11 protein-coding genes are annotated in these 14,791 nt (G+C 69.5%); 5 read left to right on the top strand and 6 right to left on the bottom strand.

Translation table 11 applies throughout. The annotated features are described in order from the left end of the window. Positions 1 to 15: 15 nt before the first annotated feature. Both K7C20_RS30855 and K7C20_RS30850 read right to left on the bottom strand, forming a co-directional pair. The gene (locus K7C20_RS30855; RefSeq protein ID WP_053210316.1) at positions 16 to 1,383 is read right to left on the bottom strand and encodes a M14 family metallopeptidase; all 1,368 of its coding nucleotides are present in this window, start codon (positions 1,381 to 1,383) and stop codon (positions 16 to 18) included. Positions 1,384 to 1,467: 84 nt separating this feature from the next. Beyond that, positions 1,468 to 3,384 (bottom strand): Xaa-Pro dipeptidyl-peptidase, encoded by a 1,917-nt coding sequence (locus K7C20_RS30850; RefSeq protein ID WP_053210323.1) that lies wholly within the window; start codon positions 3,382 to 3,384, stop codon positions 1,468 to 1,470. Positions 3,385 to 3,706: 322 nt separating this feature from the next. On the opposite strand from K7C20_RS30850, the gene K7C20_RS30845 reads away from it, so the two are divergent. Further along, entirely contained in the window at positions 3,707 to 5,194 is a 1,488-nt protein-coding gene (locus K7C20_RS30845) for a M1 family metallopeptidase (protein WP_030078988.1), read from the top strand. A gap of 87 nt (positions 5,195 to 5,281) precedes the next feature. Here the strand turns inward: K7C20_RS30845 and K7C20_RS30840 are convergent, their stop codons facing one another. Beyond that, a complete protein-coding gene (locus K7C20_RS30840) occupies positions 5,282 to 6,076 on the bottom strand; it encodes an oxygenase MpaB family protein (protein WP_409351329.1) in 795 nt (264 codons plus the stop codon). Positions 6,077 to 6,477: 401 nt separating this feature from the next. Here K7C20_RS30840 and K7C20_RS30835 point away from each other — a divergent pair, with 401 nt between their 5' ends. The 3 genes from K7C20_RS30835 to sph all read left to right on the top strand — a co-directional run bounded on the left by K7C20_RS30835 (position 6,478) and on the right by sph (position 9,533). Next, complete coding sequence (locus K7C20_RS30835) at positions 6,478 to 6,690, top strand: hypothetical protein (RefSeq protein WP_030078991.1); 213 nt, start codon at positions 6,478 to 6,480, stop codon at positions 6,688 to 6,690. A gap of 35 nt (positions 6,691 to 6,725) precedes the next feature. Then, positions 6,726 to 8,408 (top strand): DUF6895 family protein, encoded by a 1,683-nt coding sequence (locus K7C20_RS30830; protein WP_245171814.1) that lies wholly within the window; start codon positions 6,726 to 6,728, stop codon positions 8,406 to 8,408. A gap of 153 nt (positions 8,409 to 8,561) precedes the next feature. Next, positions 8,562 to 9,533 carry a sphingomyelin phosphodiesterase gene (gene sph, locus K7C20_RS30825; protein WP_030078997.1) on the top strand — a complete coding sequence of 324 codons (972 nt, stop codon included), beginning with the start codon at positions 8,562 to 8,564 and terminating at the stop codon, positions 9,531 to 9,533. A 211-nt stretch (positions 9,534 to 9,744) separates the two neighbouring features. Here sph and K7C20_RS30820 read toward each other — a convergent pair whose 3' ends face one another. Further along, on the bottom strand, positions 9,745 to 11,205 hold the full coding sequence (locus K7C20_RS30820) for an amino acid permease (protein ID WP_030086005.1): 1,461 nt from the start codon (positions 11,203 to 11,205) through the stop codon (positions 9,745 to 9,747). 114 nt (positions 11,206 to 11,319) lie between these two features. After that, positions 11,320 to 11,541 carry a long-chain fatty acid--CoA ligase gene (locus K7C20_RS30815; RefSeq protein ID WP_150127195.1) on the bottom strand — a complete coding sequence of 74 codons (222 nt, stop codon included), beginning with the start codon at positions 11,539 to 11,541 and terminating at the stop codon, positions 11,320 to 11,322. Between the two features lie 224 nt (positions 11,542 to 11,765). Here K7C20_RS30815 and K7C20_RS30810 point away from each other — a divergent pair, with 224 nt between their 5' ends. Next, the gene (locus K7C20_RS30810) at positions 11,766 to 12,524 is read left to right on the top strand and encodes a MerR family transcriptional regulator (protein ID WP_030086007.1); all 759 of its coding nucleotides are present in this window, start codon (positions 11,766 to 11,768) and stop codon (positions 12,522 to 12,524) included. 36 nt (positions 12,525 to 12,560) lie between these two features. Here the strand turns inward: K7C20_RS30810 and K7C20_RS30805 are convergent, their stop codons facing one another. Continuing rightward, complete coding sequence (locus tag K7C20_RS30805) at positions 12,561 to 14,765, bottom strand: 3-hydroxyacyl-CoA dehydrogenase NAD-binding domain-containing protein (protein WP_030086011.1); 2,205 nt, start codon at positions 14,763 to 14,765, stop codon at positions 12,561 to 12,563. Positions 14,766 to 14,791: the final 26 nt, after the last annotated feature.

Genomic DNA, 14,791 nt, shown 5'->3' with positions numbered 1-14,791 from the left:
CTTACCCGTTACCCCCTACCACACGTGGCAGACGTTTACAGGTGTCGCGACCGTAAGGTGATATCCGGCCCGCTGGTCCAACAACAGCGGGACGAGCTTCCGCAGCGGCTGCCGCAGCGGTACGACGGCGCCGTCCCGGTCCCGCTTCCAGAGCACTCCGTGCAGCGCCAGTTCGTCCTTGACCTGCGCAAACTGTGCCGCGTCGAGGCGGTAGGCGCAGGGCGGGTCGGACAGGACCTGCCCGTCGGTGGCGGGCTCGTTGTCCGCTCCGCCGAGGTAGACCGGGCCGTGGTCGGCGTATCCGGTGAGCCGGGCGGTGGTGGTCGCCGCCTCGATGCGTGCGCGATGGCGGTCGAAGAAGGTGAAGGCGCCGTCCAGCGCGGCCAGCTGGGAGTCCACCCGGCGCCGGTTGTTGCGCGCCGGGTCGGTCTTCCCGGCGTCGGCGAGCGCGGCGGGGCGGGGGCCCTTCCGTCCGGAGGCGGGGAGGGCATCGACCCGGGTCTCGACGAGCAGCCCGACCGAGCCCTTCACTCCCGCGGTGTTGCGCAGGATCCGTTCCTGGCCGTCGCCCGCGACCTGCTTGACGGGGTCGCCGGTCTCCGGGTCGGTCCAGATGCCGTAGACACCGGTGGAGAATCCGGCCCGGTGTGCGGCGGGTTCGACGAAGTCCCGGGAGAGCGCGACGGCTTCACGGTGCACCCCGCCCGCGGTGTTGAGGTTGCGGGGCCACAGCGACAGCAGGTCCTTCATGTAGTACGGGACCGTGGGGCCGTATTCGTGCAGGTCGTAGAGGGTGTCGGGGCGGTAGTCGCGGATGACGGCGGCTATTGCGCGGGCCTCGGCGGTCTTGAGGGCGAGGTGGTCGCGGTTGATGTCCACGCCGTCGGCGTTGCCACGGGTGTCCGCGGCCCGGCCGTCGGGATTGGCGGTCGGTACGACCAGCACGCCGGTGTGTGCCAGGAAGCTCCGGGTCGCCCGGTCCTTGGCGTACGCGAGGTCGCGGACGGTGGTCAGACATGCCTCGCGCCCGGAGGGTTCGTCGCCGTGCTGGGAGCAGATCAGCAGAACGGAGTTGCCACGGCGGACGTCCGCCGGGCGCTCGGGGGCCGGGGCACCGATCCGTACGAGCTGCACCGGGCGGTCCTGTGCCGTGGTGCCGATCCGGTCGATCCTTACGCGGGCCGAGGCGCGGTCGACGGCGGTAAGGAACGTCTGCTCCTCGGCCCCGCTCGTCCAGCGGGCACCGTGGCTGATCTCGAATCCCGTACGGGGTACGCGATTTCCGGTCGCACCGGCGGGAGAGGCCGGCGGGGCCGCGCCGAGGGTGGCCGTCAGTCCGATGGCCAGGGCCCCTAGGGCGAGGCGGCAGAAGCGGGACTTCACGAGGGGGTGCCTCCCTTGGGTGTGCGGTGCGGGTGGAATGGGGGCCGGGGCGGGGCCGCCCGTGGGAGGGGCGGCCCCGGGCAGTCATCCCGCGGCCGGCATCCTGCTGATCGAACGCGGCGGAGCGATGCCGTCCAGTGGCGTGGCGGGGGCCGTATGCCGGGGTGTGCCCGTGGTGGCCCGTGCGAGGGCCGGGGCGCCGCCGGTCAGCGGCAGCCGGGCAGAGGTACGGGACAGGTCGAGGGTGAGCTTCGGGGTGGACGCGGGCGGGTCGATCAGACCGGCGTCCGTTCCGGCCACGATGAGGGCGAACCGGTGTCCGGCGGGCACCACATGATCGCTCGCGGCCAGGTCCAGGGCGATCGAGTAGGGCTTGCCCGGGGTGAGCGGGCGGCCCTTGTGGGCGTCGGCGTAGTTGCCCAGGTCGGCCCAGCCGCGGCTGAAGACGGTGTATCCGACCTTCTGGGTGTCGGCGGCGGTCTCCTGGAAGCAGCCGGTGTCGCCCGGGGTTCCGGCACCCCAGCAGGTGCGCCTGTCGAGGGTGGTGATGCCCTCGCCGTCGGCCGCGTAGTTGCGGATGGTGTCGGGCCCGAGGTCCACCAGGACGGCGGAGAGATGGGCGGTCGAGGTGCTCGGGGTGACGGTCACCGTCACCTTGCCGGAACCGGACAGCCGCAGCGGGGCGCGGAGCGGGGCGGTGCGGAACCCGGCCTTGGCGGGCGTCCGTTCATCGATCCGGGCCGCCCAGTCGGCCTCGCTCAGCTTGGGATCGTCGGTGAAGGTCGCGGTGGCGCCGTGCGGGGCCTTGCCGGTACCCAGCACGCCGACGCCGGGTACGGTGCCGGCGCGCGGCCGCAGGGTGGTGGCCCGGGTGCCGGGAGCGGGCCACTGCCGGTCGGTGGACCAAGTGCCGGGAGCGCGCTCGACATCGGCCATCGGGGCGCGGTCGATGCCGTTGTCGTAGCCCATCAGATAGTGGTCGAACCAGTGGTGCAGGGTCGTGACCCAGTCCCCGCGGCGGAAGTCGAAGGGGTCGACATGCCCGGTCTGGGAGAGCCAGATCTTGCGCTCGACGCCGTGCCGGGCGAGCGCGTCCCACCACTGCCCGGCGTGCCGGGTGCGGACGTTGAGGTCCTGCATGCCGTGCACCATGAAGACGCTGGCCCGGACCTTGTCCGCGCGCCGGACATAGTCGCGCTCGGTCCACAGACCGGTCCAGTCGCCGGTGCGCGGCGCACCGTCGGCGAGCTTCTTCTGGACCGCGGCGCAGTGCTTCTGTGCGTCGGGGCTCTCGACCCGGTCCGCAAGGGAGTCGGGGCCCGAGTCGTAGAGCGGAGCGCCCTTGGCGAAGTAGTAGTCGTACCAGGAGGAGATGCCGGCGATCGGGACGATGGTCTTCAGTCCCTTGACACCGGTGGCCGCCACGCCGTTGGCGATGGTGGCGTCCCAGCTCTTGCCGAGCATGCCGGTGCTGCCGTCGGACCAGTCGGCGGCGACGGGTGTGCCTCCCGTACGGGCGGTGTAGGCGCGGCCTCTGCCGCCGAGCCAGTCGACGACGGCCTTGGCCGACCCGATGTCGGAGCGGCCGCCGATGTCGATGCAGCCGTCCGAGCGGTTGGTGCCCGCGAGGTCGACGAGGACCGTCGCATAGCCGCGCGGCACGAAGTAGTTGTCGTAGTAGAGCGGGAACTGAACGGGCCGGCCCCGGTCGTCGTAGGTCTTCTTCTGGCTCTCGTTGCCGCGTCCGCAGCAGGAGTAGTACGGGCTGGCGTCCATGATCACGGGGACCCGGCGGCCCTGCTGTGCGGGTTCGGCGGGCCGCACGATGTCGACGGCGACGCGGTCGGTCCTCCCGTCCGCGTCGCCGTCGAGCCGTGTGTCCACCCAGACCGATTCGCGTATCGCGTGGTCGTAGGAGTAGACGGGTCTGCTCTCGCCGGGCGCCGCCTGCGCGGCGGCCGGCGAGATCAGGACGGACAGCAGAGCGGCGACGGCCGCCATCACGAGCACGGTGAAGGGGATGCGGGGGATCCGCGCAGGATTCGTCACGGGCGGACGGTAGCGCGGCTCAACTCCCGTGCGTAAGAGCCCGTCAGGGAACCCGGCGACCGCGGTCAGCCCGGCGGTGGCGGCGTCGCACTGCGGGGCACGCGGGGCCGCATACGGAAAGCCGGGACGCCGCACCGGACCGGTACGCCTATGTCCGCGGGGCCAGTTGGTGGTTCATGTCGGTCATGTGTCAGATGAGGCCATGTACATGACGCGGCCCCGCCGCAGTACATAGGGTCGGAAGAGAGCCATCCCCCTACGAGTTGGAGGACTCGTGCGTCACAGACTCCTGGTCCCGGGTGCGGCCGCACTCAGCCTGATGCTGGCGATCCCGGCCTCCGCGGCCGACTTCACACCGGGCGCTCCGGGCGTGGGCGACACCTACTACCCCGAGAGCGGAAACGGCGGATACGACGTTTCCCATTACGACCTGCGGCTCAAGTACCAGCCGAAGACGGACCTGTTGGAGGGCACGGCGACGCTGCTCGCCAAGACCACCCAGGATCTCTCCCGCTTCAACCTGGACTTCGGCCTCAAGGTCAGTGAGATCCGGATCAACGGCAAGAAGGCCTCCTTCGCCACGTCCGGCAAGCACGAGCTGGAGGTCACCCCCGCCACGCCGCTGGAGAAGGGCAAGCAGATCAGCGTCGTCGTGCGCTACGCGGGCAAGCCCTCAGAGCTGAAGATAGACGGCTACAGCGCCTGGGCCCGCACGCCCGACGGCGGTGTGGTGGCCCAGGAACCGGACGCCGCCGTGTGGTGGTTCCCGAGCAACGACCACCCCACCGACAAGGCGACGTACGACATTTCGGTGGCGGTCCCGAACGGCACCCAGGCGCTGAGCAACGGCGTGCTGGCCTCGCAGTCCTCCAAGCTGGGCTGGACACGCTACAACTGGCGCTCGGACAAGCCGCAGGCGACGTACCTGACGACGCTGGCCGTCGGCAAGTTCGACCTCACCACCGACAAGACCGCGAACGGCCTTCCGGTGATCAACGCCATCAGCAAGGACCTCGGCGCGAACGAGGGCTCGGCGAAGGCGAGCATCGAGCGCACCACCGAGATCACCGAGTGGCTGGAGAGCGTCTTCGGCGCCTACCCGTTCAATGCGGTGGGCGGCTATGTGCCGAACGTGCCGGCCGGGTACGCCCTGGAGACCCAGACCCGCCCGTTCTACGGCAAGAAGGCCTTCGACCGCGGCACCAACGTGTCCGTCGTGGTGCACGAGCTGGCGCACCAGTGGTACGGCGACAGCGTCTCGCTCAAGGACTGGAAGGACATCTGGGTCAACGAGGGCTTCGCCGCCTACAGCCAGTGGCTGTGGTCGGAGAAGGAGGGCGAGGGCACCGCTCAGGAGCTGGCGGACTACGTCTACGCCCAGCACCCCTCCGATGACCCGTTCTGGAAGGTCAAGCCGGGCAACCCGGGTGCGGAGAACCAGTTCGACGACGCCGTCTACGACCGTGGTGCGCTGGCCCTCCAGGCGCTCCGCAACAAGGTCGGTGACAAGGTCTTCTTCGGCCTCCTCAAGTCCTGGCCGACGGAGAACAGGTACGGCAACGCGTCGGTCGCCGACTTCGTGAAGTTCGCCGAGAAGAAGTCCGGCAAGCAGCTGGCCGGGTTCTTCGACACCTGGCTGTTCCAGCCGTCCAAGCCGGCAGCGGGTGCGGCGAAGCAGGCGCTCGGCGCGCACCGGACGCCGGTCGCCGAGCCCAAGTCGTGGAAGCAGATCGCGGCCACGCACGAGGTGCACGGGCACTGATCCGGCAGACGGGCACCGCTCCGGTGCCCGGGGCCGGTCCGGCCGGAGCCGGGGTGATCACCCCGGCTCCGGCCGGCTCCGTTCCGTTCATCCCCGCGCCGCGCGGCGGGCCCGGCGCGCGATCGGCATGAAGCGCAGCCGCTCCGGGAGCACCGGGACCACGGCGCGGACGACCCGCCCGAAGCGGCGCAGCCGGCGCTCCTGCGCGTCCGTCCATTCCAGGCCGATGGCCTGCCGGGCGTCCGGGGGCATCAGCCCGATCGTGAGGAAGCGCCGGAAGCGGGCGAACCGCGGGCGCAGCCACGGCCAGCTCAGCCGGAGGAGCAGCCGCAGCCACCGCGGGCCACGGTCGGGGACCGGCAGCGGCGGGTTCGTCGCCACCAACTCCCTTACCACGAGGGTCTCTTCGAGATCGTTGTCGAGAACCTTCTGGTAGTGGGGCCAGAACTCCTCGATGGTCTGCGGCATATCGCGGTCGCGGATGCCCAGGACCCGGCCGACCCGGAGCCACTCCGCGTACAACTGCCGCTCCTGTGCCTCGGTGAAGGGGCGGCCGAGATAGCGCTGGGCATACCGGAAGACGGGGTAGCCGGTGGCATGCACCCAGGCGTAGTACTCGGGGGTGAGTGCGTGGTACCTGCGGCCGTGCGCGTCGGTCCCCTGGATGGTCCGATGCAGCTGCCGCAGCCGGCGCCCCTCCTCGGCCGCGCCCTTGCCTCCGTACACCCACAGCTGGAGCGAGGTCAGCGACCGCTCCCCTCGCCCCCACGGGTCCGTGCGGAAGAGAGAGTGATCGTCCACGCCTGCGCCCACCGCCGGGTGCGCGACCTGCATGGCCAGCGCCGCCGGGAGGGTCAGCAGCATGCGGATGTCCCCGGCCATCGACCAGAGCACTCCTCCGACCGGTGGGGGGTTTGGGTCATTTTTTACCGTATTCATGTCATTAATCATGATACGGCGGGCCCTCGCGATCAGTGAGAGCGGGGGGGCTCCCGGCCAGGGACCAAAGGGCTTCGCGAGCAGGAGAGTTACCCCTCGGCCAACCGAGGAGCCGGCGGAATATACACCTCCGCCCGAAACCCGCCGCGCGCCACCCCGAAGTCGCCCCGCCATCTCACCACCATGACGATATTAGACCGTAAGGGTGATTTTGCCGGGAGATGGGCCCCCTGAGCTGGGCGAATGGGATGGCCTTTTTTCCATTGCGGTCGCATATGGTGACACGGGCGTCACGGAACGCGACACTCGCGCTATCTGTCCGAACCACCCAAAAGGAGCAACTCATGTCCTGTCCTCCCCCGCCGGTTGACGCCCGCAAAGCTCTCGACTTCCTGAGGACGAGCGGACTCGTCGACCTCAGCGTTCCGCTGGAGCGCGTCGTCGACCAGGTCAGCCAGATCGACGACGTGGCCGGCTACGTACTCGCCTGGGAACGCTACGTCCTCGTGGTCGCCAACCAGGTCGCGGAGTGCGACGACTCCACTGCGGGCAACTGACGTCACTGACCGAGCCGATCGCCGGGAGGCATCCGATGGACACGACGCAACCCGGTGGCGGATCGCCACAAAGGCGCGCGGTGGAGACCCGGGCAGTCGCCTGGCTCGCTGCGCGCCGACATCTGATCGATCCGGCCGAAGCGGCCACGGACCGCGTGCTGTTCGCCCGCAAGGCCCTCATCGAAACCGCTTTCCTCGTGGGGCTGCGGGCGCGCCTCGACCCGGAACCGCTGGACGGCGACTACGCAACGCTCCTCGACCAGGTCGAGGACATCACGGCCCGCCCCTCCTACCGTGAACTGATCGCCCGGGACGAAGCCGCCCTCCTGCTGTACGCGGGGACCTATGCGGCACTCCGGCTCTGCGGCCGCGAGGACCCCGAGTTCCGGCGAGTCATCACGCAGGCCGCGGCCGGCGGCTATGCGGCGGTCTTCGAGCGGATTCCGTACCGCCAGCTCGATCTGCTGCACACCCTGGAGCTGTGCGGCATCCCGCACACGCTGCCGGCCATGGACGATGTCCTGCCCTTCACCCTGCTCTGCAACAGCCCGAACGTCGTCAAGCTCGCCGACCGCGACATCTACGCCATCACGCACACGATCTTCTACGTCACGGACTTCGGCCTCCGCGAGCCCCGCTGGCCACGGGACTTCGATCCGGGTGCAGCGGTGGAGCTGCTCGAAGCGCTCCTCGTTCTCACCCTCGGCCAAGGGAATGCCGACCTGGTGGGGGAGCTTCTGTGCTGCCTGCTGTGCCTCGGGGTGCGGGACTCCGGGGAAGCCGGCCGGGCATGGCAGTTCCTCACCGCGGCACAGGAGGCCGACGGGCGGGTCAACGGTCCGCCCGGTGTGGTTCACCCCGGGCTCGCCGACGGCGACGACGCGTACCGGCACTGGGCCACCGGCTACCACACCACCATCGTCGCGGCCCTGGCCGCGCTCCTGGACCGCAGCCCCAGAGTGGTGCGCAGGCATCGGCCGCCCGCACCGAAGACCCGCCCGGCCGTGGAGCAGCCGCTGCGGCGGGCAGTGAACTGGCTGGCAGGCACGAGCCTGCGCCATGACCCCGCCACATGCCTGCCGGCCGCGGCGGCCGTCGCGTACGCAGCCGAGGCGCTGGAGCAACCCGAGCTTGCCCGTCCCCTGCTCCTCGACTTCTCCGCACGTCTCGCGGACGCGGACGTGGGGGTGTGGCAGGGACACGGAATGGAGGTCGTGGGGGAGTTCGCGAGCGGACTGCGGGCTCACGGGATCATCTGCTCGTCCCTCGACATGTTCCTCAAGTCCACGGCTGCCGCCGTCGAACAGCTGGAGACGGTTCCGCCGCAGGCGGCGTACAACGTCCAACGCCTCGTCGGCCTGGGGCTGCTCACCCCCCGGCGCGCGGCCGCGCTGATGGATGCGGGAGCCGGCGCGCCGCAGGCAGCGCCGGGCACGGCCGCAGCCGACTTGCCGGAGGCCTGGAAGAACTATCGCCTGGGCCACATTGCCGCCCTCGTCCGGGACTCGGCTCGCGCCGGGCGGGCGCAGCACCGCATCACCCGCGACGCGGTCGCGTTTCTCCTCGCGCAGCAGAGCTCTTGTGGTGCCTTCGGCCGCCCGGCCTGCGACGATCCGGCCGTGCGGGAGCGGACGATGCTGTCGTGGACCCAGAGCGCCGTGACCGCCCTGGCCGCCGTGCACACCGCCTGCGACACGGTCCGCACGGCCCCTGAGTGACCGTCCGCGGGAGCCGGCGAGTTCCAGCACGACCTCATCGGGCCAGAGCTTCGGTCTGTACATCTCGTAACCTCCAGGAGGTTACCTGGAAGTAACCCCAGCTGGTTGGATAAGCGGCGCCGGATCAAGTCCCGACCCCCATAGGGAGATTCAGTGCCGCACTCAGCGCTGCGCACGTCCCGGATCGCCGTCCTCGCCACGGCCCTCGCCGCTGTCACCGTGACGGCCGCCCCGTCCGCGTCGGCCGCCACCAGCCCGCGCCTCAAGGTGCTCAGCTACAACGCCTTCCTCATGAGCAAGAACCTCTACCCCAACTGGGGCCAGGACCACCGCGCCCAGGCGATCGCGGATGCGGACTTCTTCCGGGGCAACGACGTCGTCGTCCTCCAGGAAGCATTCGACAACTCCTCCTCCGAGGCGCTGAAGTCCCGGGCCGCGGCGCAGTATCCGTACCAGACTCCGGTGGTGGGCCGGAGCAGGAGCGGCTGGGACGCCACCGGCGGTGCCTACTCCGCCGCCACCCCGGAGGACGGCGGGGTGACACTGCTGAGCAAGTGGCCGGTCCTGCGCAAGGAGCAGTACGTCTACAAGGACGCCTGCGGTTCGGACTACTTCTCCGACAAGGGCTTCGTCTATGCGGTGCTGGACGTCAACGGCACCCGGGTGCATGTGGTCGGCACCCACACCCAGTCCACCGATTCGGGCTGCAAAGCGGGCGAGGCGGCCGCGGACCGCGCCAAGCAGCTCAAGGAGATGGACGCCTTCCTGGACGCCAAGAACATCCCGGCGGACGAGCAGGTGATGGTCGCCGGCGATCTGAACGTCGACTCCCACAGCGCGGAGTACGACGCGCTGCTCCGCAACGCCGACCTGGCGCCGGCCGACAGCCGCACGGGCCACCCCTACTCCTTCGACACCCAGGAGAACTCGGTCGCGAAGTACCGCTACCCGGACGCCCCCCGCGAGGACCTGGACTACGTCCTGCACCGCAACGGGCACGCCCGGCCCGCCGGCTGGCAGAACACCGTGATCAAGGAGGAGTCGGCCCCCTGGACGGTCTCCAGCTGGGGCAAGGAGTACACCTACACCAATCTCTCCGATCACTATCCGCTGGTCGGCGGCTGAGCCACGGCGGCAGTGCGGGTGACGGACGACGGGCGGCGGGCGGCGGGCGGCGGGCGGGGAGACCGCGGTCGTGGACCGTCACGGGTATGCCGCGCGGGTGAGCCACTCGGACGCCGGCGGCTCACCCGGTCACCGATGCGAAAGGGCGGTCGCGGACGCCTTCCGGCCTCCGCGACCGCCCTTGGTTCCGCAGGCGTTCGTTACTGCGCGACTACTTCGACAGCTTGCGTTCCTCGGCGATCCGGCTCACCCGGCCGCGGACCGCGAACCAGCCGACGACCAGCGCGACGGCGAGGACGGGGATCAGCATGACGGTCTGCCGGCCGACACCGTCGTCGAACCACATCAGCACGATGACGCCGAGCAGGAAGGCGATGGTGGCGATGTCGGTGACCGGCGTACCGGGAAGCCGGAAGCGCGGGCGCTGGACCACGCCTTCCTTCGACCGTCGCACGAACACCATGTGGCAGACCATGATCGTGCACCAGGTGCTGATGATGCCCAGCGCCGCGATGTTCAGCACGATCTCGAACGCCTCGCCCGGCATGACGTAGTTGAGCCCGACACCCAGCACACACACCGCGGAGGTGAGCATGATGCCGCCGTACGGCACCTGGTGCCGGTTCATCAAGCCGGCGAACTTGGGCGCGGAGCCCGCCATCGACATGGAGCGCAGAATGCGGCCGGTCGAGTAGAGCCCCGAGTTCAGGCTGGACATCGCCGCGGTCAGCACCACGAGGTTCATGACGTCGCCCGCCGCCGGCACACCGACGTTGGACAGCACCGTGACGAAGGGGCTCTGGCCGTCGACGTACTTGTTCCACGGCAGCAGCATCGCGAGCAGGATCACCGAGCCGACGTAGAAGACGCCCACCCGCCACATGATGGAGTTGACGGCCTTCGGCACGACCTTCTCCGGATCACCGGTCTCACCGGCGGTCACACCGACCAGCTCCACTGCGGAGTAGGCGAAGACCACGCCCTGGAGCACGATCACCACAGGCAGCAGACCGGTGGGGAAGAGCCCGCCGTGGTCGGTGAGCAGGTCCAGCCCTGGTGAATGTCCGCCGACCGGGTGCTGAGTGGCCAGCAGGAAGATGCCGATGAACATGAAGACGACCAGCGCCGCGACCTTGATGATCGCGAACCAGAACTCCAGCTCACCGAAGATCTTCACCGAGATCAGGTTCACCGTCAGCACGACCGCCAGTGCGATCAGCGCCATGACCCACTGCGGGATGTCGGTGAACAAACTCCAGTAGTGGGTGTAGAGGGCGATCGCGGTGATGTCGGCGATACCGGTCGTCGACCAGTTGACGACATACATCCAGCCGGCGACGTAGGCGCCCTTCTCCCCGAGGAACTCGCGGGCGTAGGACACGAACGAACCGGACGAGGGGCGGTGCAGCACCAGCTCACCGAGGGCCCGCACGACGAAGAAGGCGAAGAGACCGCAGACCGCGTAGGCGATGGCCAGCGCGGGTCCGGCGGAGTGCAGCCGGCCGCCGGCGCCCAGGAACAGGCCGGTGCCGATCGCGCCGCCGATGGCGATCATGTTGACGTGCCGGCCCTTGAGGCCCTTGCTGTAGCCCGCGTCGCCCGCATCCTGCTGCGCGCCGCTTCCCCCGTCAGGTGACCTGTGGGCTGTCTCGGAGACGGTTTCTGTGCTCACTGGTGGTGCATCTCGCTTTCGGGGAGGCGCTTGAGCGACTGCCGATTCCGCGGATCGCGCGGACGGCCGACGGCACACCTTCCCTGAAGAGCGCTCCCCCGTCTGTGGGCAAGATCACAGCGTGTACAGGCCATCCAAGATTTGTCCGTATTTGAGATGAATTTCCCGGCGACATAGTTTCCAGGAGGGCGTCAGTTCATCCGATTCCGGACCCCATTTCTCGACCGGCAGCCAAAATTTCTTGACCTGTTCGATTCGGTTGAGGCGTGTGTTGGCCACCGCGACGGCCTGCTCGGCACCCGCCCGCGCCTCCGGGTGCCCCGCAAGCTCCCGCAATGTCCCCGCGGATCCGTGTCGCGCCGACCGGAGCCGTGTCGCGTTGTCCAGACGGGGGACAGATTCGCTTCCGGGGCCGAGGGGGCAAGGGGCCGAGGGGGCAAGGGGGCGACCAGATGCGACCGGGTGTCGAGCAGCGGCTTCCCGCGCCCCTGGGCGGTCGAGAAGGGGCAGAACGGTTCAGAAGGTTTCACAGGAGTGGTGAGACAGCAATACTGTTGAACATGATGGAGCCCGCCACCGACCTGACGGTCGACGAACTGGCCGCCCGCGCCGGCGTCACCGTCCGCACGATCCGCTTCTACAGCACGCGCGGCCTGCTGCCGCCGCCGGAGATCGGTCCGCGCCGGATCGGCCGCTATGGACCGGACCACCTCTCGCGGCTCGCCCTTATCGAGGAACTCCAGCACCAGGGGCTGACGCTCTCCGCGATCGAACGCTATCTGGAGCAGCTGCCGCCGGATCTGAGCGCCCAGGATCTGGCCATCCACCGGGCGCTGGTGGCGAGTTGGATTCCGGACAAGGCGGAGGACGCCACCCGAGACCAGCTGGAGCGGCGGGTCGGCCGGGCGCTGACCGAGGAGGACCTGGACCGGCTGGCGGCCATGAGCGTGCTCGTACGAACCGATGACCCGCAGGTCTTCCGGGTCGATCCGGGGCTGCTGCACCTGGGCACCCGGCTGCTGGACGTCCCGATCGCGCTGGAGACCATCCTCGCGGCGCGCACCGTCGTCATCGAGCACACCCGCTCGGCGGCCCGGGAGCTCAGCCGGCTCTTCAAGGACGAGGTATGGGATCCCTACCGGGACGGCGGGCCGGACGAGGAGGAGATGGCGCGGATGAAGTCGCTCTCGGCCCATATGCAGCCGATGGTGGTGCAGGCACTGGTCACCGCCTTCCAACGGTCGATGAAGCAGGAGCTGCGGGAGTCGTTCGGCAAGGAGGGCGACGGGAACCAGGGGGGTCAGACGTCCCAGGGGTAACGGGGGCGGGCCGCCGGGGCCCGCCCCCATGACCGGTCAGTCGCTGAACTTCTCGCCCTTCTGGGCCTTCTCGACCAGCAGCGCGGACGGCGCGAACCGGTCTCCGTAGGCCTCCTGGAGCTCGCGGGCGCGGGCCACGAATCCGGGCAGGCCGACGAGTTCCTCCCGGCCCGGACCACCCTGGTAGCCATTGATGTACTGGATCACGCCGCCGGTCCAGCCGGGGAAGCCGATACCGAAGATGGAGCCGATGTTGGCGTCGGCGACGGAGGTGAGCACGCCCTCCTCGAAGCAGCGGACGGTGTCCAGTGCCTCGGAGAACAGCATCCGCTCCTGCATGTCGAGGAACGGAATGGCGGCGTTCTTCTTGGTGAAGTGCTCGCGCAGGCCCGGCCACAGACCGGCACGCTTGCCGTCCTCGCCGTACTCGTAGAAGCCGGCGCCGCCGCTGCGGCCCGCGCGGCCGAACTCGTCGACCATCCGGTCGATCACCGCGTCGGCCGGATGCGGCTGCCAGCTGCCGCCGGACTCCACGACCGCCCGCTTGGTCTCCTCCCGGATCTTGCGCGGCAGGGTGAGGGTCAGCTCGTCCATCAGGGACAGCACCTTGGCCGGGTAGCCGGCCTGGGCCGCGGCCTGCTCGACGGAGACCGGGTCGAGGCCCTCGCCGATCATCGCCACGCCTTCGTTGATGAAGTGGCCGATGACGCGGGAGGTGAAGAAGCCGCGCGAGTCGTTGACGACGATCGGGGTCTTCTTGATCTGGCGCACCAGGTCGAAGGCGCGGGCCAGCGCCTCGTCGCCGGTCCGCTCCCCCTTGATGATCTCCACCAGCGGCATCTTGTCGACCGGCGAGAAGAAGTGCAGTCCGATGAAGTCCTGGTCGCGCTCGACGCCTTCGGCCAGCAGCGTGATGGGCAGGGTGGAGGTGTTGGAGCACAGCAGCGCGTCGGGCGCGACGATGTGCTGGATCTCCTTGAACACCTTGTGCTTGAGGGCGACGTCCTCGAAGACCGCCTCGATGACGGCGTCACAGCCCGCGAGGTCCGCCGGCTCGGCGGTGGGCGTGATGCGCGCCAGCAGCTCGTCGCGCTGCTGCTCGGTCGTACGGCCCCGGGAGAGCGCCTTGGCGAGCAGCCCCTCCGCGTACGCCTTGCCCTTCTGCGCCGCGTCCACGGTGATGTCCTTGAGGACGACCTGCATGCCGGCCCTGGCACAGGAGTAGGCGATGCCTGCGCCCATCATGCCGGCGCCCAGGACCGCGACCTTCTCGACCTTGCGCGGCTCGATGTCCTTGGGCCGGTTGGCGCCGGAGTTGACGGCCTGAAGATCGAAGAAGAACGCCTGGATCATGTTCTTGGAGATCTGGCCGGTCACCAGCTCGACGAAGTAGCGCGCCTCGATGGTCTGCGCGGTCTCGAAGTCGACCTGGGAGCCCTCGACCGCCGCGGCGAGGATGTTGCGCGGGGCGGGGTACGGCGCGCCGTTGAGCTGCTTCTTGAGGTTGGCGGGGAACGCCGGGAGGTTGGCCGCGAACTTCGGCTGGGCGGGGGTGCCGCCGGGGATGCGGTAGCCCTTGACGTCCCAGGGCTGCTGGGACTCGGGGTGCTCCTCGACGAAGGCGCGGGCCTTGGCGAGCAGTTCCTCGGGGGTGGCGGCGACCTCGTGGATCAGCCCGGCGTCCTTGGCGCGGGTGGCGTTGTACTGGGTGCCCTGGAGCAGCACCTTCAGCAGTGCGTCGGCGATGCCGAGCAGCCGGACCGTACGGGTGACGCCGCCGGCGGCGGGCAGCAGGCCGAGGGTGACCTCGGGCAGACCGATCTTGGTGCCGGGGGTGTCGAGGGCGATGCGGTGGTGGCAGGCCAGCGCGATCTCGTAACCGCCGCCCAGCGCCGCGCCGTTGATCGCGGCGACGACGGGCTTGCCGAGGGTCTCGATACGGCGCAGGTCGCGCTTGATGCCGTTGCCCGATTCGAAGGCCTGCTGGGCGTTCTCGGGGGTGACGGCGATCAGGTCGCGCAGGTCGCCGCCGGCGAAGAAGGTCTTCTTCGCGGAGGTGAAGATGATGCCGCGGATGCTGTCCTTCTCGGCCTCCAGGCGGTCGGCGACTGCGCTGAGGGAGGCCTTGAAGGCGTTGTTCATGGTGTTGGCGGACTGGTCGGGGTCGTCGAGGACCAGGGTGACGATGCCGGTCTCGTCCTGTTCCCAGCGGATGGTCGACAAAGCAGCGGATTCACTCATGGTGCGTACTCCGTGGTGGGTGGGAC

The sequence above is a fragment of the Streptomyces decoyicus genome, from assembly GCF_019880305.1.
Taxonomy (GTDB): Bacteria; Actinomycetota; Actinomycetes; order Streptomycetales; family Streptomycetaceae; genus Streptomyces; species Streptomyces decoyicus.
This window is presented reverse-complemented; position numbering and strand designations above follow the sequence as displayed.

What these genes read in the sequence shown, in the direction of transcription:
- K7C20_RS30850 (WP_053210323.1), bottom strand. Translation starts at nt 3,384, where the DNA reads ATGGCGGCCGTCGCCGCTCTGCTGTCCGTCCTGATCTCGCCGGCCGCC.
- K7C20_RS30840 (WP_409351329.1), bottom strand. Translation starts at nt 6,076, where the DNA reads ATGGCCGGGGACATCCGCATGCTGCTGACCCTCCCGGCGGCGCTGGCC.
- K7C20_RS30835 (WP_030078991.1), top strand. Translation starts at nt 6,478, where the DNA reads ATGTCCTGTCCTCCCCCGCCGGTTGACGCCCGCAAAGCTCTCGACTTC.
- K7C20_RS30830 (WP_245171814.1), top strand. Translation starts at nt 6,726, where the DNA reads ATGGACACGACGCAACCCGGTGGCGGATCGCCACAAAGGCGCGCGGTG.
- K7C20_RS30810 (WP_030086007.1), top strand. Translation starts at nt 11,766, where the DNA reads ATGATGGAGCCCGCCACCGACCTGACGGTCGACGAACTGGCCGCCCGC.
- K7C20_RS30805 (WP_030086011.1), bottom strand. Translation starts at nt 14,765, where the DNA reads ATGAGTGAATCCGCTGCTTTGTCGACCATCCGCTGGGAACAGGACGAG.